This window comes from Microbispora sp. NPDC004025 (genome assembly GCF_053604425.1).
On sequence record NZ_JBSGHN010000004.1, the window covers coordinates 153,969 to 175,075 of the forward strand.

Annotated in this window: 20 protein-coding genes; 8 read left to right on the top strand and 12 right to left on the bottom strand. The window is 70.7% G+C overall.

Going from position 1 to position 21,107, the window contains the following annotated elements; all coding sequences use genetic code 11:
• Positions 1 to 51: 51 nt before the first annotated feature.
• Genes ACWEQG_RS12585 through ACWEQG_RS12610 form a run of 6 tightly spaced genes read right to left on the bottom strand, consistent with a single transcriptional unit; the run spans position 52 to position 7,025 of the window.
• Positions 52 to 1,596, bottom strand: coding sequence for an NADH-quinone oxidoreductase subunit N (locus tag ACWEQG_RS12585; protein WP_452284197.1), 1,545 nt, complete (start codon positions 1,594 to 1,596; stop codon positions 52 to 54).
• Positions 1,593 to 3,308 carry a complex I subunit 4 family protein gene (locus ACWEQG_RS12590; RefSeq protein ID WP_452284199.1) on the bottom strand — a complete coding sequence of 572 codons (1,716 nt, stop codon included), beginning with the start codon at positions 3,306 to 3,308 and terminating at the stop codon, positions 1,593 to 1,595. Before ACWEQG_RS12590 ends, ACWEQG_RS12585 begins: the two co-directional genes overlap by 4 nt.
• Before the next feature lie 52 nt (positions 3,309 to 3,360).
• Positions 3,361 to 5,277, bottom strand: a complete 1,917-nt coding sequence (locus ACWEQG_RS12595; RefSeq protein ID WP_452284201.1) for an NADH-quinone oxidoreductase subunit 5 family protein — start codon at positions 5,275 to 5,277, stop codon at positions 3,361 to 3,363.
• Positions 5,274 to 5,627, bottom strand: coding sequence for an NADH-quinone oxidoreductase subunit NuoK (gene nuoK / locus ACWEQG_RS12600; protein ID WP_363464134.1), 354 nt, complete (start codon positions 5,625 to 5,627; stop codon positions 5,274 to 5,276). The genes ACWEQG_RS12595 and nuoK overlap by 4 nt, the downstream gene beginning before the upstream one ends.
• A 43-nt stretch (positions 5,628 to 5,670) precedes the next feature.
• Positions 5,671 to 6,210, bottom strand: a complete 540-nt coding sequence (locus ACWEQG_RS12605; protein ID WP_452284203.1) for an NADH-quinone oxidoreductase subunit J family protein — start codon at positions 6,208 to 6,210, stop codon at positions 5,671 to 5,673.
• Positions 6,207 to 7,025, bottom strand: a complete 819-nt coding sequence (locus tag ACWEQG_RS12610) for a 4Fe-4S binding protein (RefSeq protein ID WP_452284205.1) — start codon at positions 7,023 to 7,025, stop codon at positions 6,207 to 6,209. Before ACWEQG_RS12610 ends, ACWEQG_RS12605 begins: the two co-directional genes overlap by 4 nt.
• A gap of 467 nt (positions 7,026 to 7,492) precedes the next feature.
• Between ACWEQG_RS12610 and ACWEQG_RS12615 the strand changes: the two genes are divergently transcribed.
• From ACWEQG_RS12615 to ACWEQG_RS12625, 3 genes are all read left to right on the top strand, one after another.
• Positions 7,493 to 8,146, top strand: a complete 654-nt coding sequence (locus ACWEQG_RS12615; protein ID WP_452284207.1) for a ComEA family DNA-binding protein — start codon at positions 7,493 to 7,495, stop codon at positions 8,144 to 8,146.
• Positions 8,147 to 8,282: 136 nt separating this feature from the next.
• Complete coding sequence (locus ACWEQG_RS12620; RefSeq protein ID WP_452284209.1) at positions 8,283 to 8,507, top strand: hypothetical protein; 225 nt, start codon at positions 8,283 to 8,285, stop codon at positions 8,505 to 8,507.
• 24 nt (positions 8,508 to 8,531) lie between these two features.
• A complete protein-coding gene (locus ACWEQG_RS12625) occupies positions 8,532 to 10,514 on the top strand; it encodes a hypothetical protein (RefSeq protein ID WP_452284211.1) in 1,983 nt (660 codons plus the stop codon).
• Positions 10,515 to 10,852: 338 nt separating this feature from the next.
• Here ACWEQG_RS12625 and nuoH read toward each other — a convergent pair whose 3' ends face one another.
• Genes nuoH through ACWEQG_RS12645 form a run of 4 tightly spaced genes read right to left on the bottom strand, consistent with a single transcriptional unit; the run spans position 10,853 to position 13,280 of the window.
• Positions 10,853 to 11,806 (bottom strand): NADH-quinone oxidoreductase subunit NuoH, encoded by a 954-nt coding sequence (gene nuoH / locus ACWEQG_RS12630; RefSeq protein ID WP_363464124.1) that lies wholly within the window; start codon positions 11,804 to 11,806, stop codon positions 10,853 to 10,855.
• Between the two features lie 10 nt (positions 11,807 to 11,816).
• The gene (locus ACWEQG_RS12635) at positions 11,817 to 12,347 is read right to left on the bottom strand and encodes an NADH-quinone oxidoreductase subunit C (protein WP_452284213.1); all 531 of its coding nucleotides are present in this window, start codon (positions 12,345 to 12,347) and stop codon (positions 11,817 to 11,819) included.
• On the bottom strand, positions 12,344 to 12,862 hold the full coding sequence (locus tag ACWEQG_RS12640) for an NADH-quinone oxidoreductase subunit B (RefSeq protein ID WP_428833953.1): 519 nt from the start codon (positions 12,860 to 12,862) through the stop codon (positions 12,344 to 12,346). The genes ACWEQG_RS12635 and ACWEQG_RS12640 overlap by 4 nt, the downstream gene beginning before the upstream one ends.
• A gap of 46 nt (positions 12,863 to 12,908) precedes the next feature.
• Positions 12,909 to 13,280 carry an NADH-quinone oxidoreductase subunit A gene (locus ACWEQG_RS12645; protein WP_169981257.1) on the bottom strand — a complete coding sequence of 124 codons (372 nt, stop codon included), beginning with the start codon at positions 13,278 to 13,280 and terminating at the stop codon, positions 12,909 to 12,911.
• Between the two features lie 367 nt (positions 13,281 to 13,647).
• Between ACWEQG_RS12645 and ACWEQG_RS12650 the strand changes: the two genes are divergently transcribed.
• The 5 genes from ACWEQG_RS12650 to ACWEQG_RS12670 all read left to right on the top strand — a co-directional run bounded on the left by ACWEQG_RS12650 (position 13,648) and on the right by ACWEQG_RS12670 (position 19,313).
• A complete protein-coding gene (locus ACWEQG_RS12650; protein WP_452284215.1) occupies positions 13,648 to 15,495 on the top strand; it encodes a 2-oxoacid:acceptor oxidoreductase subunit alpha in 1,848 nt (615 codons plus the stop codon).
• Positions 15,488 to 16,558: a 2-oxoacid:ferredoxin oxidoreductase subunit beta gene (locus ACWEQG_RS12655; protein ID WP_363464118.1), complete on the top strand. Its 1,071-nt coding sequence runs from the start codon at positions 15,488 to 15,490 to the stop codon at positions 16,556 to 16,558. Before ACWEQG_RS12650 ends, ACWEQG_RS12655 begins: the two co-directional genes overlap by 8 nt.
• Before the next feature lie 146 nt (positions 16,559 to 16,704).
• Positions 16,705 to 17,673 (top strand): NAD-dependent epimerase/dehydratase family protein, encoded by a 969-nt coding sequence (locus tag ACWEQG_RS12660; RefSeq protein WP_452284217.1) that lies wholly within the window; start codon positions 16,705 to 16,707, stop codon positions 17,671 to 17,673.
• Positions 17,674 to 17,704: 31 nt separating this feature from the next.
• Positions 17,705 to 18,586, top strand: a complete 882-nt coding sequence (locus ACWEQG_RS12665) for a phytanoyl-CoA dioxygenase family protein (RefSeq protein ID WP_452284219.1) — start codon at positions 17,705 to 17,707, stop codon at positions 18,584 to 18,586.
• 67 nt (positions 18,587 to 18,653) lie between these two features.
• Positions 18,654 to 19,313: a hypothetical protein gene (locus tag ACWEQG_RS12670; protein WP_452284221.1), complete on the top strand. Its 660-nt coding sequence runs from the start codon at positions 18,654 to 18,656 to the stop codon at positions 19,311 to 19,313.
• Between the two features lie 49 nt (positions 19,314 to 19,362).
• Here ACWEQG_RS12670 and ACWEQG_RS12675 read toward each other — a convergent pair whose 3' ends face one another.
• Both ACWEQG_RS12675 and ACWEQG_RS12680 read right to left on the bottom strand, forming a co-directional pair.
• A complete protein-coding gene (locus tag ACWEQG_RS12675) occupies positions 19,363 to 20,031 on the bottom strand; it encodes a hypothetical protein (protein ID WP_452284223.1) in 669 nt (222 codons plus the stop codon).
• 97 nt (positions 20,032 to 20,128) lie between these two features.
• Entirely contained in the window at positions 20,129 to 20,686 is a 558-nt protein-coding gene (locus tag ACWEQG_RS12680) for a hypothetical protein (RefSeq protein ID WP_452284225.1), read from the bottom strand.
• Positions 20,687 to 21,107: the final 421 nt, after the last annotated feature.

A 21,107-nucleotide genomic window follows, 5' to 3' on the forward strand; every position in this document is an offset into this window, starting at 1 on the left:
TCCCGCCCTACCAACGCGCATGGTCTGGACGAACGTTCCCCGTGACGCGCCTCACCCTGTCACGGACAGCACCACCTGCGGGGCGACGGAGAAGACCACGGTGACGGCGACCGTGACGGCGACGGCGACCCCGGCCGCCGCTCTCGTCGTGACCGTACGGCTCTCGCCCGCCGCGGGCGGCGCGAACAGCCGGGCGGTCCAGGCGATGTAGTAGTACAGCCCCGCCACCGTGTTGGCCGCCATGACCACGGCCAGCCAGCCGAGCCCGCCGTCCACGACGGCCCGGAAGACGACGATCTTCGCGAACAGACCCGCGAGCCCCGGCGGCAGGCCGGCCAGGCAGACGAGGGAGAAGGCGAGGGCCAGCCCGGCGGCCGGGCTCCGCGACACCAGCCCCCGGTACGCCTCCAGGTCGCCGCCCTCGCGCCGCGACACCAGCATGACCACCGCGAAGGCGATCAGGTTCATCGCGGCGTAGAAGACGAGGTAGGCGATCGACGCCCCGACCGCCACGCGGGGTTCGGCGGCGTAGGCGGCCAGCGGCGCGAGGATGTAGCCCGACTGCGCGACCGACGACCAGGCCAGCAGCCGTACGGCGGCGCGCTGCCGCATGGCGAGGACGTTGCCCGCCGTCATCGTCAGCGCGGCGACGACCGCCACTCCGGGAGCCCACAGCGCCGCCCTTCCCGGCAGCGCGGACGTCAGCAGCAGGATCAGCCCGGCGAAGCCCGACGCTTTGGACACCACCGACAGCAGTGCCGCGACCGGGATCGGGGCGCCGTGGTAGACGTCGGCCGCCCAGAAGTGGAACGGCACCGCCGCGATCTTGAACGCGAAGCCCGCCACGACCAGCACCATGGCCGCTGCCGTGACCTGGGCCAGGTCCCCTCCCGTGCCCCCGGCCGTGCCCCCGACCAGGCCCCCGGCCGTGCGCAGGGCGGCGTCGATCCGGTCGAGGTGGACCGAGCCGGTCACGCCGTAGAGCAGCGATACGCCGAACAACGTGATCGCGGTGGAGACCACGGAGACCAGGAAGAGCTTGAGGGCCGCCTCCGCCGCGCGGCCGTCATGGCGCCTGAGCGCGGTCAGCGCGAAGACCGGCAGCGACACCAGTTCCAGCGACACGACCAGCATGACGAGATCGCGGGAGGCCGGCAGCAGGACGGCCCCGGCCAGCGTGGCCAGCAGCAGGAAGTACCACTCCCCGGCCGGGATCCGGCCGCGCTCTCCCGGCCCGGCGCCGGCGATCTCCGTCATCGACAGCAGCACGACCACCAGCCCGGCGGCCAGCACGACCGCCGCGACGACCAGGGAGAAGCGGTCCGCGACGAACGAGCACGACGCCGCGGCGGACTCTCCCGCCAGGGAGGCGGGGACGCAGAACGTGCGCCGGGTCGCGCCGCTCGCGGCCTGGACGGCCACCGCGGCCAGGGCGGCGGCCAGGCCGCCGAGCGTGACGAGGCCGAGCACCCGCGCACCGCCGGGCCGGGCGGGCAGGAACGCGTCCAGCAGCAGCACGAGCCCGGCCACCAGCACGAGGACCAGGGGCGCCGCCACGGCGGCGTAGTCGATGGACTGGATCACCCCGCCCGTCATGGCGCCGCCCCCGGTCCGAGGAGCGCCTGCACGGCGGGCGTGGTGACGGCGAGCAGGGCCTTCGGCCACAGGCCGAACAGCACGATCAGCGCCACCAGCGGAAGCCAGGCCGCCAACTCGTGGGCGGTGACGTCCCCGAACCGCCGCCGCGCCCCGGCGGCGTCGCCGGCATCGGCGGCGCCTGCCCCGCGGGCCTGGGCGGCGCCCGTCGCACCGGCCCCTCCGGCGTCCACCACGACGTCGGCCTCCCCCTCCAGAGCGGCCACCGCGGCCCCGGCCGCGACCGGCTCGACCGGTTCGGCGCCCTCCCCCGCCTCGCTCAGCACCGCGCGTACGCCTTCGGCGGTCGCGAGCGGCGGCCCCGGCGGGATCGTCTCGACCGGCCGGCCGTGCGTCACCCGGGAGAGCATGCGCAGGAAGTAGGCCGCCGTGAGCACCGTGCCGAACCCGCCGACGGCCATGAACACGAGGAACAGCGGCCGGGAGAGCTCCGTGGCCGGGCGGAACGCGCCGAGCAGCGCGAGCATCTCCCCCCAGAACCCGGCCAGGCCGGGCAGGCCCAGCGAGGCGACGCAGGCGAAGGTCAGCAGCGACGCGACGTACGGCAGGCGGCGCAGCATGCCGCCGCCCAGCCGCCGCATGTCGGCCGTGCCGTACCGCTCCTTCACGGCTCCGGCGAGGAAGAACAGCAGTCCGGTGATGAGCCCGTGGGCGACGTTGGCGAACAGGGCGCCGTTCAGGCCCACCGGCGTGAGCGAGGCGAACCCGAGCAGCACGAAGCCCATGTGGCCGACGGACGAGTAGGCGATCATCCGTTTGAGGTCGCGCTGGGCCAGGCAGGCGAGCGAACCGTACACGATGCCCACGACGGCGAGCGCGCCGAGCCAGGGGGCCAGGGCCGCGGCGCCCTCGGGAAGCACCGGGATCGCGATCCTGGCGAAGCCGTACGAGCCCATCTTGAGCAGCACGCCCGCGAGGAGGACCGAGCCGACGGTCGGCGCCTCGGTGTGCGCGTCGGGCAACCAGGTGTGCAGCGGCCACATGGGCGTCTTCACCGCCAGACCCAGCCCGATGGCGAGGAACGCGATGATCTGCGCGGACCGGGCGATTCCCGAGCCGTGCCGGGCGGCCAGCGCGACCATGTCGAGGGTGCCGGCCTGCGTCCAGACCACGAGGAGGCCGATGAGGAGGATCGCCGAGCCGAGCAGCGTGTAGAGGATGAACTTCAGCGCCGCCGCGCGCCTGCCCGCGCCACCCCACAGGGCGATCACGAAGTACATCGGGACGAGCACGACCTCGAAGAACACGAAGAACAGCAGCAGGTCGAGGGCGAGGAACGTGCCGATCATGCCGACCTCGAGCACGAGCAGCGTGACGACCAGTGTGCCCGTGCGGCCCCCCGCGGGCGGGTGCCCCGCGAGGTGGACGAAGCACAGGAACGTCAGCAACGCGGTCAGCACGACGAGTGGCAGCGAGACGCCGTCCACGCCCAGGTGGAACCGGAGGCCGAGGCCGGGGATCCACGGCCGGTCGGTCCGCAGCTGCATGGCGGCGGGGCGCGCGTGGTCGAAGACCGCGGCGAGCGTGACGGCGAGGGCCAGCACCACGGCGGAGACGGCGATCCCCCAGGTCACCGCCTTGTCCCGGACGGCAGGGGCGATGAGCGCTCCCAGCAGCGGCACGGCGACGAGCGTGATCGGCAGCCAGCTCACGTCGTCACCACCACCGCGTGAAGCCGCGTGCCGCCGTTGTGCGCCAGCCGCGTCATGTCAGCACCACCGCCGCGACCGCGATCAGCACGATCCCGGCCAGCAGGCCGGTGACGTAGAGCTGCGCGTTGCCGTTCTGGGCGAGCCGCACCAGGGTGGACAGGCCGAGCGTCGCCCGGCCCGAACCCCGGACCGCGCCGTCCACCAGCCGCGCGTCCGCGCGGACCACCCCCCGGGCCAGGCGCAGGACGGGCCGGGCGACCAGCGCCGCGTACGCGGCGTCGACGTAGAAAGCACGCTCGCACGGCACCCGGAACGGGCCGAGCACGCGGGCGGGGTCCTGCTCGGGCGCGGCCCGCCACACGGCGTACACGATCCCCGCGCCGAGCAGCGCCACGGCGAGGCTGACGGCCGCCGGTCCCCACTCGATCTCCATGCCGGTCATCGGACCGGCGAGGCCTAGCAAGAGGGCGGGCACGGCCAGCACACCGGCCGGCCACAGCATCGACGCGGGCGCCTCCCTGCCGTCGAAGACGTGGGCGACACCGGGCGGCGGCTCCGCGAGCGGCTCGATCCGGGTGGGACCGAAGAACGTGCGCAGCCACGCGCGGGCGGCGTACGCCCCGGTCACGCCCACGGTCAGCAGCGCCGACGCCTGCACGAACGGCTGGGCGGGACCCGTGCCGTGCTCGATCGCCGAGATCACCGCGTCCTTGCTGAAGAAGCCGCTCGCCGGCGGCAGTCCCGCGAGGGCGGCGAAGCCGATGGTCATCGTCCAGAACGTCACGGGAAGGGCGGTGCGCAACCCGCCCATGTGGCTGATCAGGTTCGACCCGACGTGGTGGATGACCAGGCCCGCGCAGAGGAACAACAGGGCCTTGAACGCGCCGTGCGACACCAGGTGGAACATCGCCGCCCGGTCGGACCCGGCCGCCAGCGCGGCGGCCATGTAGGCGAGCTGGCTGATCGTCGAGTAGGCCAGCACGCGCTTGAGGTCGCTCTGGGCCAGCGCGGCCAGCGCGGCGCCCAGCATGCCGACGGCCGCGACCACGCCCAGCACGTCGAGCGTGGTCGGCGCCGCGATGAAGGCGGGATAGAGCCGGGCGACGACGAAGATCCCCGCGGCCACCATCGTGGCCGCGTGGATGAGCGCGCTGATCGGGGTGGGCCCGGCCATCGCGTCGGGCAGCCACGTCTGCAGCGGCACCTGCGCGCTCTTGCCCGCGACCCCGGCGAGCAGCAGCAGCGTCGCGGCGATCAGCGCGCCCCTGTTTCCGGCGTGCTGGAGGATGTCCGCGCGCAGGACGTCGTCGATCCGGAAGCTGCCCGCGGCCGTGCCGAGGATGAAGATCCCGAACAGGAAGCCGACGTCGCCGAGCCGGGTGACCAGGAACGCCTTGACCGCCGCCCGGGAGTTGGCCCGGTCCTCCCACCAGTGCCCGATGAGCAGGTAGGAGCACAGGCCCATGATCTCCCAGCCGACGTAGAGGACGATCAGGTCCCCCGCGTAGACCACCAGCAGCATGGCGCTGGTGAACAGGCTGACGAACGCGCTGTAGGACGGGTAGCGGGGCTCGTCCCGCATGTACCCGACCGAGTAGACCTGCACCGCCAGCGCGACCACGACGACCAGGATGCCCGCGAGCACTGACAATCCGTCGGCGCGCAGAGTCAGGGAGATCGGCGCCGTTCCCGTCTCGACCAGCGTCAGCGTGCCCTCGGCCCGCCCGGGGAGCAGCTCCGACCAGAAGCGCCCGTCCGCCGGGGCCGCACCGTGCGCGAGGGCCGCGGCGAGCCACACCGTGAGCGCCGCCGACACCGCGACCGGGACGACCGCGACCCAGGCCGCCCGCCGGTACGCCGCCGGTTCGCCGCGAGCGCCGAGGTTCCGGGTGCCCAGGCGGGTCGCGAGCAGCCCGGCCGCGGCGGCGGCGAACGGCAACAGGACGATCAGGGCCACCACGGCGATCACGAGACGTCCTCCCCCTCCGGGCGCCCCGAGCCGGGTGTCCGTACGACTTCGGCGAGCGCGCGCAACCGGTCGACGTCGACGGTCCGCCGCGTGCGGAAGACCGCCAGCACGATCGCCAGCCCCAGGCCGACCTCGGCCGCGGCGATCACGATGACGAACAGCGTGAGCACCTGACCGCCGTGCAGACGGTCGGCGAGCCAGACGTCGAAGGCCACCAGGTTGAGGTTGACCGCGTTGAGCATCAACTCGACCGACATCAGCACGAGGATCGCGTTGCGCCGGGCCAGCACGCCGTACACACCGATGGAGAACAGCAGGGCGGAGACCACCACCGGGTAGACGACGTGCATCGCGTTCACCGCCTTCGGACCGCGGGTCTGGCCGATAACGAGATCATTCCCGCCCCCTGATGTCGGTGCGGGACAGGACGATCGCGCCGATCAGCGCGGCGAGCAGGAGCACCGACAGCGCTTCGAACGGCAGCACCCAGGTGCGGAAGACGCTCGCCCCCAGGGAGCCGGCCGACCCCTGCCCGGGCCGGAGCGGCGCGTACGCCGTGCGGAAGCCGGTGACGACCACGGTGACGAGCACGGCGGCGGTCGCGACGGCGACCAGCGCGGCGGCCCACCGGTTGCCCGAGTCGAGGCCTGCGGAGGGCCCGATGGGCGCACGGGTCAGCATGATCCCGAACAGCAGCAGCACCACGACCGCGCCCACGTAGATCAGCACCTGCACCCAGGCGACGAACTCGGCGGTCAGCACCAGATAGCCGCCCGCGAGCGCGCCGAAGCAGACGACCAGCCACAGCGCCGCGTGGACGAGCTGCCTGGTCGTGACGACCAGCAGCGCCGAGCCGACGGCGACGGCGCCGAGCAACAGGAAGACGATCTCAGGCCCCGAGGGCGGCCACAACCCCGGAGCCTGGGAGGTCATCGCTCCCCCTCTGGCCCGTCCTTCTCCTCCGGCGACGATCCGTTCTTCCTGGGCAGCGAGCCCGGCGGCCGGATGGAGCGGATGTCGCGCATGGCTCGCGGCGGCTCACGCCGCGGGCGGTTCTCCGGGGCATCCGCCGGTTCGGCCGCCGGTCGCGCGATCTCCCGCGCCGTCCCCTGGGCGGGGTCCTGCCCCATCGCTTGGGCCGTCTCTTGGGCCGTCTCTTGGGCCGTGTCCTGTGCCGTCTCCTGGGCCGCGGACGCGCCCTCGGCCGGTCCCTTCACCTGCGCGGGCCGCCCCGTACGGCCGGCCGACGCAGGGCGCGATCCGGCCGACAGTTCCTTCGGCGGTTCGGCGCCGACCTCGTGTGCCGGCGGCGGGGGCACGGTCGCGGCCCACTCGCCCAGCCTGTCCTTCTCGTGGAGGAGATCGCGGATGTCGTACTCCGCGTACTCGAACTCCGGCGACCAGAACAGCGCGTCGAAGGGACACACTTCAATGCAGATGCCGCAGTACATGCACAGCGAGAAGTCGATCGCGAAGCGGTCGAGCACGTTGCGGGCGCGCGGACGGCCGCCCTCGGGCGCGGGCAGGGTCTCCTTGTGGGAGTCGATGTAGATGCACCAGTCGGGACACTCCCGCGCGCACAGCATGCAGACGGTGCAGTTCTCCTCGACCAGGGCGATGACGCCCCGGCTCCGGGCGGGCAGGTCGGGATGAACCTCCGGGTACTGCTGCGTCTCCGACTTACGCAGCATGTGCCGCATCGTCACGGCCAGGCCCTTGGCCAGCCCTTCTCCTGGAATGCGCGCCACACGCTCATCATCGCGCACTATCGGCGGCGAGTGAACGTGTGACTCCATCCCGACGGTTTTCCACATCATCCACATGGTCATCCCCAGGTTGTCCACAGCGTGTGGGGAGAAGGGGGCAGCGCAAACACCGACATATCCGTATCGTCTGGACCATGAACGGCTATGGGGGGCCGGGAGGTTACCCGCCCGGACCGCAACGACCGCAGGGACCACACGGACCGCAAGGGAACGGTCCGCACGGTCCGCACGGACAGGGGCCGCAGGGGCCGCAGAGGCACGGACCACACGGACCGCAAGGGAACGGACCACACGGACCGCAGGGGCAGGGACCACAGAATCCGTACCGGCAACGGGGACCGTACGGGCAACAGTGGCCGGGCCCCTACGGCGCGCATCCGGCGCCGCATGCACAGTCACCCGTGCCACCACCCCCTTCCCCGCCGATGCCGCCATCCCCACCGCCCCCGGTGCGGCGGCCTTCCAGCGCCCCCAGCTACCTGTGGGCGCTCGCCCCGCTGTACACCTGCGGCTTCGGCACTCCCTTCAGCATGCTGTACGCCGCCATCCGCAAGCGCAGCGCGTGGTACGGGGCCGCCTCCGCCGGGTACGCCACGGCCACCGGCGCCTGGATCTACCTGTCCGAGCTGTACGAGGGCACGGACGCGCCGGCTCTGGCGTCCATCGTCATGGTCCTGTGCATGCTCGGCCCCTGGCTCTTCGGCACCGTGCACTCGCTCGCGGTCAGGAGACAGGTCTTCGGCGACGCCACGCCGTACGCGCCCGGGAACGAGCACGCGCTGGCCATCGCCCAGCAGCGCCGCGCACTGCGGCAGCAGGCCAGGGAACTGGCGGAGCACGATCCGGTCATGGCGCGCGAGCTGCGGATCGGGCGGCCCGACCTGCCCCGGCAGTACGACGACGGCGGTCTCGTCGACGTCAACCATGCCCCCGCTTCGGTGATCGCCGGCCTGCCCGGCCTGACCCCCGCGCTCGCCGACCAGATCGTGCGCGTACGCGACCAGGTCGGCGGCTTCGTCTCCGCCGAGGACGTCTCGGCCGCCGCGTCCCTGCCTCCGAACCTCACCGCCGATCTCGCCGAATACGGCATTTATCTCCCATAGTCATTCGGTAATCCCGGTTGTCGTCGCACATATCCCTGGCTGACCGATCGGCGTTTCCTTAGGCTTTACGGTGCGTCGGCCGTGAGGAACGGGAGGGCCAGTGACGTCACCGGAGATCGCCGAATGTAGGGCGGACATGGCCGCGGCCGCCACCGCCGTGCGGGAGATCCTCCAGGTACTCAGCGCCGTCCCCGCCCTGTTCGGTGACCACACCTGGCAGGGCCCGGCGGCCGACCGCTGGGCGGCCGGCTGGAACGCCAGGAGGACCCAGCTCACCAGGCTGTTCGACGCCGTGCTCGCCGAGCAGCCGCACCTGATCGCCCGTGTGGAGGAGGCGGAGCGCCGCAAAGCCGCCTCGTAGGCCGCCACACCGGGAAGGATCGCCATGGGGGAATTCGTCGGAGTCGATCCCGAAAATCTCAAGGAGCTGGCCAAACGACTGGAACAGCTTCATGAGTTGCTGGCCCGGTATAGTCCGCTCATACAGCAGAAAATGCAGAAATGGGGGGGCGAAGTCGCGGTCACCGCGCTGCCCGGCCTCATCGCCGCCGCGCTCGACGACGTCCGCGACATGGATGCCCGCACGACCAGGGCGTACGAACTGGCGCGGCAGCAGGGCTGGAGCGCGCTGGGCCCTGCGCCCGGCGTTCCCGGCCTCACCTTCAATCGGCCGCCCAACGTACGGCTGGACTGGGAGGCGACGGGGCAGAGCGGCTACCAGGGCCAGCGCGACGCGGAGACGCTGGCCGCCGCCCTCGCGGCCAAGGACCCCGAGGACGCACGCATCGCCCTCTTGGGACTGCCGGACAGTATGCGGCGGCACCTGGCCGACAAGGACTACCAGGCGGCCTTCTGGGCGGGAGCGGGCCCGCTCGCGCTGCGGGCCGCCCGCGCGCTCTACGAACGGGCGGGTAGCGCCCTTTTCAGCGCGGAGAGCGTGAGCGTACTGCGGGCGCTCGGGGCGTCCCTGGCCGCCGCCAGCCAGATGCGCGTCGGCACGGGCAAGGACCGCCGCCCCCTGCTGCCCGCCGCGGCCCGCGCCACCCTCACCGGAAGCTCCGACCCCTGGTCGGTCGGCATGCTCGTGAAGTACGGCCCCGAGGGCAGGTCGTGGGACTCCCGCCTGCTCGCCGACCTGACCCGCGCCATGCTCGACGCCCGCGCCGCCGGCAAGACCATCTGGCCGCCCACCCGAGGCAAGCTGGAGACCGACGTCGACGCGTCACGTCACCAGCGGCTGATGGCGGAGTACGACGCCGTGGGGGCCGTCCTCCAGCGGGCCGCGGAGAACGGGATGGCCGCCCGGCACGTGCTGGGCGACCCGGCCACCGGCCCTAAGTACGCCCGCATGCTCGTCAGCGACTCCTGGCACACCCCCGGCTACGACCCTGGCCCCTTCCTGAGCTCGTACGTGCACCCGGGCGGCACGCTTCCGCTCACCGGCCAGGTGGATCTCTCCGCGCCCACGGCGGCCTTCCTCAAGGCCGCCGTTTCCGCGGAACGCGGCACCTCCGCCGACGCGAAAGAGTCGGCCTGGTCCGTCGTCCACATCGTCCAAGCCACCGCCGACTTCTCCAAGCTCCACCCGGAAAGCACCCTCCCCACCGCGATCCGGCAGTCTTTGATCCACACCGCGCAGCGCTACATCGCTGATTTCGCTCAGGGAGCGAGCCGTGAGTACGGGTCAGGTGCGACGCCTCTCGGCGATGTCAAAGGCAATCCCTGGGTGGCGATCGTCAACCGGTCCGAACTGGAGAGGTTTCTCGACCAGGCGTTACGTGATCCTCGAGAACTGGGCGTGTTCAAGGGGCTGGCGGATGCCCGGATAGCGTCCGCGGTGACGGCGACTGTGAAGGCTCCGGGCGATGAGAACTTCTTGCGTGAGATGGCCGGCCTCTATGGACTTATTCAACGCGTCGAGAACGGCCGGCAGTTCGCGTCGGCACAGAAGCAGGATGAAGAGGCGACCCGCAACCAGGTGGCCCTTTCCATACTTACAGGAGGCTTCGGAGCACTGAGCTTCTCCAATTCGTGGGGTCCCGGCACCATCGCCCAATTCCTCACAGGGGTGACAGCACCGGTCGTGAACGATTCCCTTGACACCGGGCACGCTGCCGAAGCCCAGCAGAAGAACAACGAGGCCTTTCGCAACGCCGTCTTCGGCGTGGAGCTCCCCGTCGTGAAAGGGCTGGTGAACGCGGGCGTCCTCCAACCACCGGCGGACGCGACGTGGTTCAGAGACGGGAAGGTCGTGCCCAATCGCAACCTGACCGCCTGGCTGAGCGCGCACGGAGAGACAGTGCTCGGTGGGAGACGACTCGACGACTGGGTGGAGGAAGCGAGGAGCGCGATGGGGGACCAGCGATGACGAGACGCACCGTTGGCTTGGTTAGCATCGCGGCGATGTTGCTGCTCGCGGGGTGTGAGCGTGGCGAGCAGCGCCCCGTCCCGTCTCCCGACGACGTTCAGCGCCGCGGGGAGGCGCTCGTGGCTGTCGTGCAATGTCTCATAGACAGCGGCGTCATCCCCAGAAGCGACCTTTCCGCCAGGAGTTGGCTGGTCAAAGGCCAAATCCAACCCAATGCCGCCTTCACGACCTGGGTCGCAAGCCATGCCGACACGGTCTACCAGGGAAAAACCTTGTCCACGTGGGAGGACGAGGCGACGGCGGGGTGGCCGGGGTGGAGGTGCCCGTTGTGAGGCCGATCAGGCGGTGAGGACCCTGACGACGCCCGTGAGGGCGAGCTGGAGGAGAGCGAGGGGCACCAGGACGGTCCAGGCGAACTTCTGCAGCTGGTCCTCGCGCATCCGGGGATAGCTGACCCGGACCCAGATGACGACGAAGGCCAGGGCGAAGACCTTGACGAGCGTCCAGACCGGTCCGGGCAGGAGCGGGCCCTGCCAGCCGCCGAGGAACAGCACGGTCGTCAGGGCGGACAGGACGACGATCCCGGCGTACTCGGCGAGCATGAACAGGGCGAAGCGAAACCCGGTGTACTCGGTCATCGGGCCCATGATGAGCTCGGATTCGGCGATCGGCATGTCGAACGGCGGCCGGCGCAGCTCGGCCAGTCCGGCGACGAAGAAGACGAAGGCGCCGATCGCCTGCCAGGGAAGCCACCACCAGCGCCACTGCTCGGCGATGCCCTGAAGGGACAACGTGCCCGCGGCCATCGCCACGCTGGAGGCCGCGAGCACCAGAGGCAGCTCGTACGACATGAGCTGGGCGGCGGCCCGGATGCCGCCGAGGGCGCTGTACTTGTTGGCCGAGGCCCACCCGGCCATGATCGCCCCGAGCACGCCGACGCCCATCACCGCCAGCACGAAGAACAGCCCCGCGTCGAGGTCCACGGCCGCCAGCCCGGGGCCGACCGGAATCACGACCATCACGACCAGGTACGGCACGAGCGCCACCGCCGGGGCGATCGCGAACACCCGCCGGTCGGCCGCCGCCGGGATCACGTCCTCCTTCTGGACGAACTTGACGCCGTCCGCGAGGAGCTGGGCCCAGCCGTGGAAACCGCCGGCGTACATCGGCCCGAGGCGGGACTGCATGTGGGCCATGGCCTTGTGCTCCATCTGCCCGACGATCAGCGGCAGCAGCAGGAACGCCGCCACCACGACGACCAGCCGGACCGCGACGTCGAGCACCTCGGCCATGGAACCCCTCTCAGCCGGAGGCCCAGTCGGGCGGCACGCCCGGGGGCGACATCCTTCGGCGGCTCGGCGAGCCGTGGCCGGACTCCCCCGGTTCCTTGGCTCCGGGCCAGGCCTTGGCGACGCGGGCGGCCAGCACGAAGTCCTTGCGCAGCGGGTGGCCCTCGAAGCCGTCCGGCAGCAGCAGCGGACGCAGGTCCGGGTGGCCGTCGAAGACCACGCCGAACATCTCGTACGTCTCCCGCTCGTGCCAGTTCGCCCCGCGGAAGACACCGGTGGCGGTCGGCAGGCGGGGGTCGGCGCGCGGGACCCGGGTGCGCACGAGCAGGTGCGCGAACGCGACCGGGTCGAACACGTGGGCCACGACGGCGAACGCCTCGGGCGGCTCGTCCACGGCGGTCAGCCAGTCGAAGAACTCGAACCCGGCCGACCGCGCGAACGCCAGTGCCTCGACCCACTCGCCGGGGTCCACGTCGAGCACGTCCTGGCCGAAGGAGTCGGTGACGCGTGAGCCGTACCGCTCGCGCACGGCGTCCGCACTCATGCGTCCGCCTCCGGCAGGTAGCGGTCCTCCAGCGTCTCGGCCGCGATCTTCTCCTGGAGTTTCATGATCCCGTGCAGCAGCGCCTCGGGGCGGGGCGGGCAGCCGGGGACGTACACGTCCACCGGGATGATCTGGTCGACGCCCTTGGTGACGCAGTACGAGTCCCAGTACGGCCCGCCCGAGTTGGAGCAGGCGCCGAACGAGATGACGTACTTGGGATCGGGCATCTGCTCGTACAGCCGGCGTACGGCCGGGGCCATCTTGTCCGTCACCGTGCCCGACACGATCATCAGGTCGGCCTGCCGGGGCCCGTTGGCGAACGGGATCACCCCGAAGCGGATGAAGTCGTGCCTGCTCATCGACGTGGCGATGAACTCGATGGCACAACAGGCCAGCCCGAAGTTGAAAACCCACAGGGAGTAGCGACGGCCCCAGTTCAGCACGAACTTCATCGGTTTGGGCGCCAGCCGGGACACCGGCCCCACCGTGGGCATCGGGAGATCGTTCACGGGCATGCGGTCACCGCCATGCCGTCCATTGTCCTCCCCGTGGCCGGTCGGGTCACGTCCAGCCCAGCACCCTCTTGCGCCAGGCGTACAGAATGCCGAGCGCGATGAACGCGAGGAAGACGAACATCTCCACCAGCGTCGTCATGCCGTACCCGGGCGCGGCGAAGACGGTGGCCCAGGGGAAGAGGAACACGGCGTCGACGGCGAAGACCACGTAGAGATAGGTGAAGACGTAGTAGCGGATCTGCGACTGCGCCCAGCCCTCGCCGACGGGGTCGACACCGCACTCGTACGTCGTGAGCTTCTCGGGGGTCGGCCGGCTGGGTCGTAACATGCGGTTCACGAACAGACCGCCGGCGAAGATCGCCACGCCGACGAGGAAGAGGGCGACGACCACGGCATATGAGCCGAAATAACCACTCATACCGCCTCCAGACTTCGAGGATAACCCCGGCACGATCTCAAGGGCTGAACACTTGGCGGTCACATGTGAGTCCCGCGCATATAGTTGAGGATCGTGACCCGAATCAAGCTCGTCGCCCGCTTGCACCTGGACCTGTGCCGGCTCGCGTCGGGCCTGTGTCGCCCGGAAGGTTCGCGAGGCTGACGGTGCGCCGCCTCCGGCGGCCAGGCACCAAACGGGAACGCGCCACAGGCGTGGAAAGTCCCGGTAGACCGCACCTCAAGTGCGCATCTACGAAAAACCAGCGTGACCCCGATGGATCTAGCATGGATATGACAACGTGCCACAAGCAGGCTGGCCTGGGCGCGTCAAGGAGGACTGAGGAGCTGTGACCAAGCAGGTTCAGCAACTCGACCGCGTGATCATCCGGTTCGCGGGTGACTCGGGCGACGGAATGCAGCTCACCGGTGATCGGTTCACGGCGGAGACGGCCCAGTTCGGCAACGACCTGTCGACGCTCCCCAACTTCCCGGCCGAGATCCGCGCCCCCGCGGGCACCCTGCCCGGGGTGTCGAGTTTCCAGTTGCACTTCGCCGACCACGACATCCTGACCCCCGGCGACGCCCCCAACGTGCTGGTGGCGATGAACCCCGCCGCGTTGAAGGCGAACCTCGGCGACCTGCCCAAGGGTGCCGACATCATCGCCAACACCGACGAGTTCACCAAGCGCAACCTGTCCAAGGTGGGCTACGACGGCAATCCGCTCGAAGACGACTCCCTGGCCGAGTGGCGGCTGCACGCGGTGCCGCTGACCTCGCTGACGGTCAAGGCGCTCGAAGGCTACGACATCTCCAAGAAGGACGCCGAGCGGGCCAAGAACATGTTCGCGCTCGGGTTGCTGTCGTGGCTTTACCACCGGCCGACCGAGGGCACGGTCGCGTTCCTGGAGGCCAAGTTCGCCCGCAAGCCCGAGATTGCCAAGGCGAACATCGCGGCGTTCCAGGCCGGCTGGAACTACGGCGAGACGACCGAGTCGTTCTCGGTCTCCTACGAGATCAAGCCGGCCACCCTGCGCCCGGGGACCTACCGCAACATCTCCGGCAACCAGGCGCTGGCCTACGGGCTGATCGCGGCGTCGGTGCAGGCCAAGCTGCCGCTGTTCCTCGGTTCCTATCCGATCACGCCGGCCTCCGACATCCTGCACGAGCTGTCCAAGCACAAGCACTTCGGCATCCGCACCTTCCAGGCCGAAGACGAGATCGCCGGTGTCGGCGCCGCCCTCGGAGCCTCCTTCGGCGGGTCGCTGGGCGTGACCACCACCTCCGGTCCCGGTGTCGCGCTGAAGGCCGAGACCGTCGGCCTGGCGGTGACCACGGAACTTCCGCTGATCATCGTCGACGTGCAGCGGGCGGGCCCGTCCACCGGAATGCCGACCAAGACCGAGCAGACCGACCTGCTGATGGCGATGTTCGGCCGCAACGGCGAGTCGCCGGTGCCGGTGCTGGCCCCGGCCACCCCCTCGGACTGCTTCACCATGGCGGTCGAGGCCGCCCGGATCGCGCTCGCGTACCGCACGCCGGTCATGCTGCTGTCGGACGGCTACCTGGCCAACGGGTCCGAGCCGTGGCGCATCCCCGAGATCGACGAGCTGCCCGACATCTCGGTGCAGTTCACCACCGCTCCCAACGGTGAGGACGGCACGACCTACCTTCCGTTCAAGCGGGACCCCGAGACGCTGGCCCGGCCGTGGGCGGTGCCCGGCACCGCCGGGCTGGAGCACCGGATCGGCGGCATCGAGAAGGCCGACGGCACCGGCAACATCTCCTACGACCCCGACAACCACGACCGGATGGTCCGGCTGCGCCAGGCCAAGATCGACGGCATCGACGTGCCCGACCTGACCGTGGACGACCCCGACGGGGACGCCCGGGTGCTGGTGCTCGGCTGGGGCTCGACCTACGGGCCGATCGCGGCCGCGGCCCGCCGGGTCCGCGCGGCCGGGCACAAGGTGGCCCAGGCGCACCTGCGGCACCTGAACCCGCTGCCGGCCAACACGGGCGAGGTCCTGCGCTCCTACGACAAGGTGCTGCTGCCCGAGATCAACCTCGGCCAGCTGGCCATGCTGCTTCGGGCCCGTTTCCTGGTCGACGTGATCAGCTACAACCGGGTGCGCGGGCTCCCGTTCAAGGCCGCCGAGCTCGCCGCCGTCATTGAGGACGTGATCGAAAGTGACTGACACCCTCAACGGGAGCCTCAACGGCAAGGGCCTGGCCCTGATCCCCCGCACCGACGCCAAGCAGACCATGAAGGACTTCAAGTCCGACCAGGAGGTGCGCTGGTGCCCCGGCTGCGGTGACTACGCGATCCTGGCCGCGGTGCAGTCCTTCCTGCCCGACCTGGGCCTGCGCCGGGAGAACATCGTGTTCGTCTCCGGCATCGGCTGCTCCTCGCGCTTCCCGTACTACCTCGACACCTACGGCTTCCACTCCATCCACGGGCGGGCCCCGGCCATCGCGACCGGGCTGGCCGCCTCCCGGCCGGATCTGTCGGTGTGGGTCATCACCGGCGACGGCGACGCGCTGTCGATCGGCGGCAACCACCTGATCCACGCGCTGCGCCGCAACGTCAACCTGAACATCCTGCTGTTCAACAACAGGATCTACGGCCTGACCAAGGGGCAGTACTCCCCGACCAGTGAGATCGGGAAGATCACCAAGTCGACGCCGATGGGGTCGCTGGACAAGCCGTTCAACCCGATCTCCCTGGCGATCGGCGCCGAGGCCGGGTTCGTCGCCCGCACCATCGACTCCGACCGCAAGCACCTGCAGAGCGTGCTGCGCCAGGCCGCCGAGCACCGCGGCGCCTCGCTGGTGGAGATCTACCAGAACTGCAACATCTTCAACGACGGCGCCTTCGACACGCTGAAGGACCCGGCCACCCGCGACGAGATCACCGTCAAGCTGGAGCACGGCCAGCCGATCGTCTTCGGCACCGGCGACAACGAGCAGGCCGTACGGCTGTCGCGTACGGGCGGCGTCGAGGTCGTCCGGCGCTCGGAGGTGGCCGACAGCGAGATCCTCGTGCACGACGCCCACAACCCCGACCCGTCGCTGGCGTTCGCGCTGTCCAGGTTGGACGAGCCGGCCTTCCAGCACGTGCCGATCGGCGTCTTCCGCTCGGTCGACCGGCCGTCCTACGACCACCTGCTGAACGAGCAGGTGCAGGCGGCCACGACCGACAAGGGCACCGGCAGCCTCGCCGACCTCCTCCACGGTGGCGACACCTGGACCATCGGCTGAGCGAACCATCAGAGAAGGGACCCGTCTTCGGACGGGTCCCTTTTCGCATTAGCGGCCCCGAACATTGTTCTCGCCGTCAACCCGGCTCTCGACCGGACCGTCTCCCTTGCCGAGACACAGCATGATCGAGCAGCAAGGGAGAGTGCATGGCCCGGCCCCCTTCCTCCGGCCCGCCGTCGCCCGTACGGCCGGAAGAACCACCGTGGGTGGGGAGGAAGGTCCTGGTCACGGGAGCGTCGGGATTCATCGGGAGCCGTCTCGCCCTCCGGCTCGCCGGCAGGGGTGCCGAGGTCCACGCCGTCAGCCGAAGTCCGGCACAGCGCCAGGACTCAGGCCTGGGTGAACGAGCGATCTGGCACGCGGCCGACCTCCGCGACCGGGAGACGACCGGGGCGCTGCTCCACGAGATCCGCCCGGACGTCGTCTTCCACCTGGCCGGCGAGGTCGACGGAGCGAGGGACGTGGGCCTCGTGCAGCCCACGCTGGAGAGCAATCTCCTGGCCACGGTGAACCTGCTGAGTCACGCCGCGGCCCTCCCCGGGCTCCGGGTGATCCTCTGTGGTTCCAGCGAGGAGCCCCGGCCCGCGAACGAGCAGTCGCCGCCCCCGTCGCCGTACGCGATGGCCAAATGGGCGGCCACCGGCTACGCACAGCTGTTCCACCGGTTGTGGGGCGTCCCGGTCACCGTGCTGCGGCCGACCATGGTCTACGGTCCCGGCCAGCGGGACGCCCGGAAGCTGGTGCCATACCTGGCGCTGTCTCTGCTGCGCGATGAGGAGCCGCGTCTCACCAGCGGAAGCAAGCGGGCCGACTGGGTGTACGTGGACGACGTGGTCGACGCGTTCGTCCTGGCCGGGGAGAGCGACCGGGCCGCCGGACAGGCGCTCGACGTCGGCACGGGGGTTCTCACCTCCGTCAGGCAGACCGTGGAGATGCTCTTCCGGATCTCCGGCACCCCACTCCGGCCGCGGTTCGGCGCGGTCGCCGACCGCCCCCTCGACGTGGCCCAGACCGCCGACACCGGGCCGGCCGCCGAGATCCTCGGCTGGAAGGCGGTCGTCGGCCTGGAAGAAGGGCTGCGACGGACGCTGGCCTGGTACGCCGAGCACAGGTAACAGAAGACTCCAGAAAGGCGATAGCCGTACCGTGACCGTTATCTTCTCAGGTCCCCATCTGACGGACGAAGAGCGCCGCACACGCCTCTACGAGGGGCAGGTCTTCCTGTATCCGGCCCGTCCCGAGTCCCTGGCGCTGATCGAGTTCGCGCGGGAGTTGATCGGCGACGCGTTCGGCGCGTTGGACCCGGAAACGGCCCAGTACGAACTGCCCGTGGAGAAGTTCGCCGCGATCCTCGCCGAGCTCAAGCCGACGTTCATCCACCACCCGCGCGCGAAGGAACTGCTGCGGGCGCTGCTGCTCTCCTTCGGCTGCGACGCCGACCGGACGTACTTCGACGTGCCGAGGATGCGGTCGTCCACCTCCGACGACTACCTCACCACAGGGATCGCCTACGCGTTCCACCCCCACCGGGACACCTGGTATTCGGCGCCTCTGAGCCAGGTCAACTGGTGGATCCCGATCTACGAGGTCGTGCCCGAGAACGTGATGACGTTCCACCCGCGTTACTGGAGCACCCCGGTGAAGAACGGGTCCGCCCGCTATGACTATGACGAGTGGAACCGGACCAGCCGGTTCAACGCCGCGCAGCACATCGGCACCGACACCCGGGAGCAGCCCAAGCCGGAGGAGCCGATCGAGCTGGAACCCCGGGTGACGCTCGTGCCCGAGCCGGGCGGCGTCATGATCTTCTCCGGCAACCAGCTGCACTCGTCGGTGCCGAACACGTCGGGCAGGACCCGCTTCAGCATCGACTTCCGTACGGTCAACGTGGACGACGTCATCGCGCGGCGCGAGGCGCCCAACGTCGACTGCGCGTGCACCGGCACCACACTCCGCGACTTCCTGCGCGTCTCCGATCTGGAGCGGCTGCCGGAGGACGTCGCGCTCGCCTACGAGGGCAAGGGCTGATGATCGGTCCGGCATCGGACAGTCTCCGCACGCCCCGAGGAGCCCCCGCATCAGAGAGGCCCCGCCCATGAGCCGTCTGAACGCCCTGCGCAACCGCTTCGTCGACGCTCCCGGCTCGCTGGGCGCGAAGGCCCGGGCGCGGCGGTGGAGCTGGTTCGCCGAGTGCTTTCCGGACCTCGACCGGATGAACGTGATCGACCTCGGCGGGACGGCCGGAGCCTGGCTGCGCGCCCCGGTCAGACCGGCCCACGTGCACATCGTCAACCTGGAGAAGCCGCCGGCGGACCTGCCGTCCTGGCTGCGCGCCGACGTCGCGGACGCCTGCGACCTGCCGGCCGCGATCCGGGGCGGCAGCTACGATCTGGTCTTCTCCAACGCGGTGATCGAGCACGTGGGTGGTCACCAGCGCCGGCAGATCTTCGCCGACACCGTGCACGCCCTGGCCGACCGGCACTGGGTGCAGACCCCCTACCGCTACTTCCCGGTCGAGCCGCACTTCCTGTTCCCCGGCTTCCAGTTCCTCCCGCTGACGGCCCGGACGGAGATCCTCCGCCGCTGGCCGCTCATCCACACGCCGACCTCCGATCGGGAGGCCGCGCGGCGCATCGTGATGGACGTCGAGCTGCTCAGCGTGACGGAGATGCGGCACTACTTCCCCGGCTCGCGGATCCGGTTCGAACGGCTGGCCGGCCTGGTGAAGTCCGTGATCGCCTACAGGCGCGCCTGACGCCGGACGAGCGGCCGGGCCCCGTCGAGGGCCCGGCCGCTCGTCGCCGTCACGACTTGCCGGGGTTCACGGCCCCGCCGTCCTCCCAGGTGTTGCCCTGCCAGACGTTGCCGGAGCCCTCGTGGTCCCAGTAGGCCACCGGGCCGGCGTGCCCGCCCTTGGGCCACACCTGGCGGCTGAAGACGTTGCCGATGACCTTGACGTTCGACGAGGTGCCCTTGGTGCCCGCCCCGGCGTACAACGCCCAGCCGCCGCCCGCCAGCAGGTTGCCCTCCACCGTCACGTCGCGGATCACCCCGAAGTCCTGGAACAACGCGATGGCGCCGGTCTGGTCGAGCGTGTTGATGACCGTGTTGCGCCGGATGATCAGCTGCGTGCCCTTGGCCGGCGCGCTGGTGCTCATGATCATGTCCGTGTGGTCGCCCGCGTAGTACTTGGGGTCGTGGAGGTAGGAGTCCTCCACCACGCCCTGCTCGGTGCAGATGCCGTTCGAGATCGTGTGGATGTCCACGCGCCGGATCGTGATCATTCTGCCCTGGTTGAGGATGCCGAACTGGGTGCGCACCTTGCCGTTGCCGAAGACCTCGACGTCCTCGACCGTCAGCCCGGAGTGGCCCTCACGCTGGAGGATCCCCCAGTAGTCCCGCTGCCCGCGGACCCGCGTGTTGCGGATGGTCACGTTGTCCGCGTCCACCGTGATGTCGCCGTAGACGTCCAAGCCGTCGATGACGGTGCCGTCCTTCGTGATGACGAGCGAGTCGGACCTCTTGAGCGTGACGCCCGCGGGGACGCCTGTGTTGCCCGGGCCCGGCCAGTCACCCGTACGCGGCGGCGTCGGCCCGTTCGAGGGAGTCGGGGAAGGACGGGCGGACGCGGACCTCGACGGCGTCGGCGAGGGCCGGTCCGGGGAGGGGGTGCGCGACGGGCTCTGCGCCGGACTCTGCGCGGGGCTGTGCGCCGGGCTGTGCGCCGGACTGTGCGCCGGACTGTGCGCCGGGCTGTGCGTCGCGCTGTGCGTGGGCGTCACGTCGGGCGAGGGACTCGCGCTGCGCGAGGGGGTGGCACTCCGCGAAGGGGTCGCGCTGCGCGAAGGGACGGCGCTGGGAGAGGAACTGCGCGTGGGACGCACCGTCGGCCGGATGGTCGGCCAGGAGGTCGGGCGAGTCGTCGGGCGTCTCGTCGGCCAGAAGGTCGGGCGAGTCGTCGGGCGAGTCGTCGGGCGAGTCGTCGGAAGGAGGGTCGGCGACGCGTCCGGCGGGGGGCCGGCCGGGATGCCCGGACGTGGGGAGGCCGACGGTCTCGCCGTCCAGGACACCCTCGGAGTGGGCCGCACAGTGGGCCGGTGTCCCCTCCGGGGCGGCAGGGTGGTCCACCAGGTGACCGCCGGATACGGGTTCCGCCGGCTTGTGGGAGCCGGCGTCGCCCCCTTGCGGCCGCGGCGGGAGGAGGGCGAGGCCCTGACCGCCTCGGCGCCGGCCGCCCGCGCTTCCGCCCCTGCGTCCTGCTCAGTGCCGTCCCGCGTGCCGTCCCGCGTGCCGGCGCCCGTCAGCGCGACCGTCCCGTCGGACGCGTCCTGGCCGCTGACGCCGCATCCGCCGCCGGCGAGGACGGCGAGGGCGGACAGACCCGCCACGACCAGCAGCCCGCTTTTCCGGGCGTCCTTATATATCCGCACAGTCGACTCCTTCCGGTCCACGGTTATGCCGACTGTCCGCCTCTATAGGGGGAGGCTCCTTCGGGAGGGTAGCCACACCTGACACGCAATGTGGGCTGTTTTCGCAAAAGGAACCATTT

Bases quoted from the DNA above. Each gene is read 5' to 3' on its own strand.
- ACWEQG_RS12585 (WP_452284197.1), bottom strand. From the start codon at position 1,596: ATGACGGGCGGGGTGATCCAGTCCATCGACTACGCCGCCGTGGCGGCG.
- nuoK (WP_363464134.1), bottom strand. From the start codon at position 5,627: ATGCACGTCGTCTACCCGGTGGTGGTCTCCGCCCTGCTGTTCTCCATC.
- ACWEQG_RS12605 (WP_452284203.1), bottom strand. From the start codon at position 6,210: ATGACCTCCCAGGCTCCGGGGTTGTGGCCGCCCTCGGGGCCTGAGATC.
- ACWEQG_RS12620 (WP_452284209.1), top strand. From the start codon at position 8,283: ATGGCCGCGGCCGCCACCGCCGTGCGGGAGATCCTCCAGGTACTCAGC.
- ACWEQG_RS12625 (WP_452284211.1), top strand. From the start codon at position 8,532: ATGGGGGAATTCGTCGGAGTCGATCCCGAAAATCTCAAGGAGCTGGCC.
- nuoH (WP_363464124.1), bottom strand. From the start codon at position 11,806: ATGGCCGAGGTGCTCGACGTCGCGGTCCGGCTGGTCGTCGTGGTGGCG.
- ACWEQG_RS12635 (WP_452284213.1), bottom strand. From the start codon at position 12,347: ATGAGTGCGGACGCCGTGCGCGAGCGGTACGGCTCACGCGTCACCGAC.
- ACWEQG_RS12640 (WP_428833953.1), bottom strand. From the start codon at position 12,862: ATGCCCGTGAACGATCTCCCGATGCCCACGGTGGGGCCGGTGTCCCGG.
- ACWEQG_RS12645 (WP_169981257.1), bottom strand. From the start codon at position 13,280: ATGAGTGGTTATTTCGGCTCATATGCCGTGGTCGTCGCCCTCTTCCTC.
- ACWEQG_RS12660 (WP_452284217.1), top strand. From the start codon at position 16,705: ATGGCCCGGCCCCCTTCCTCCGGCCCGCCGTCGCCCGTACGGCCGGAA.
- ACWEQG_RS12670 (WP_452284221.1), top strand. From the start codon at position 18,654: ATGAGCCGTCTGAACGCCCTGCGCAACCGCTTCGTCGACGCTCCCGGC.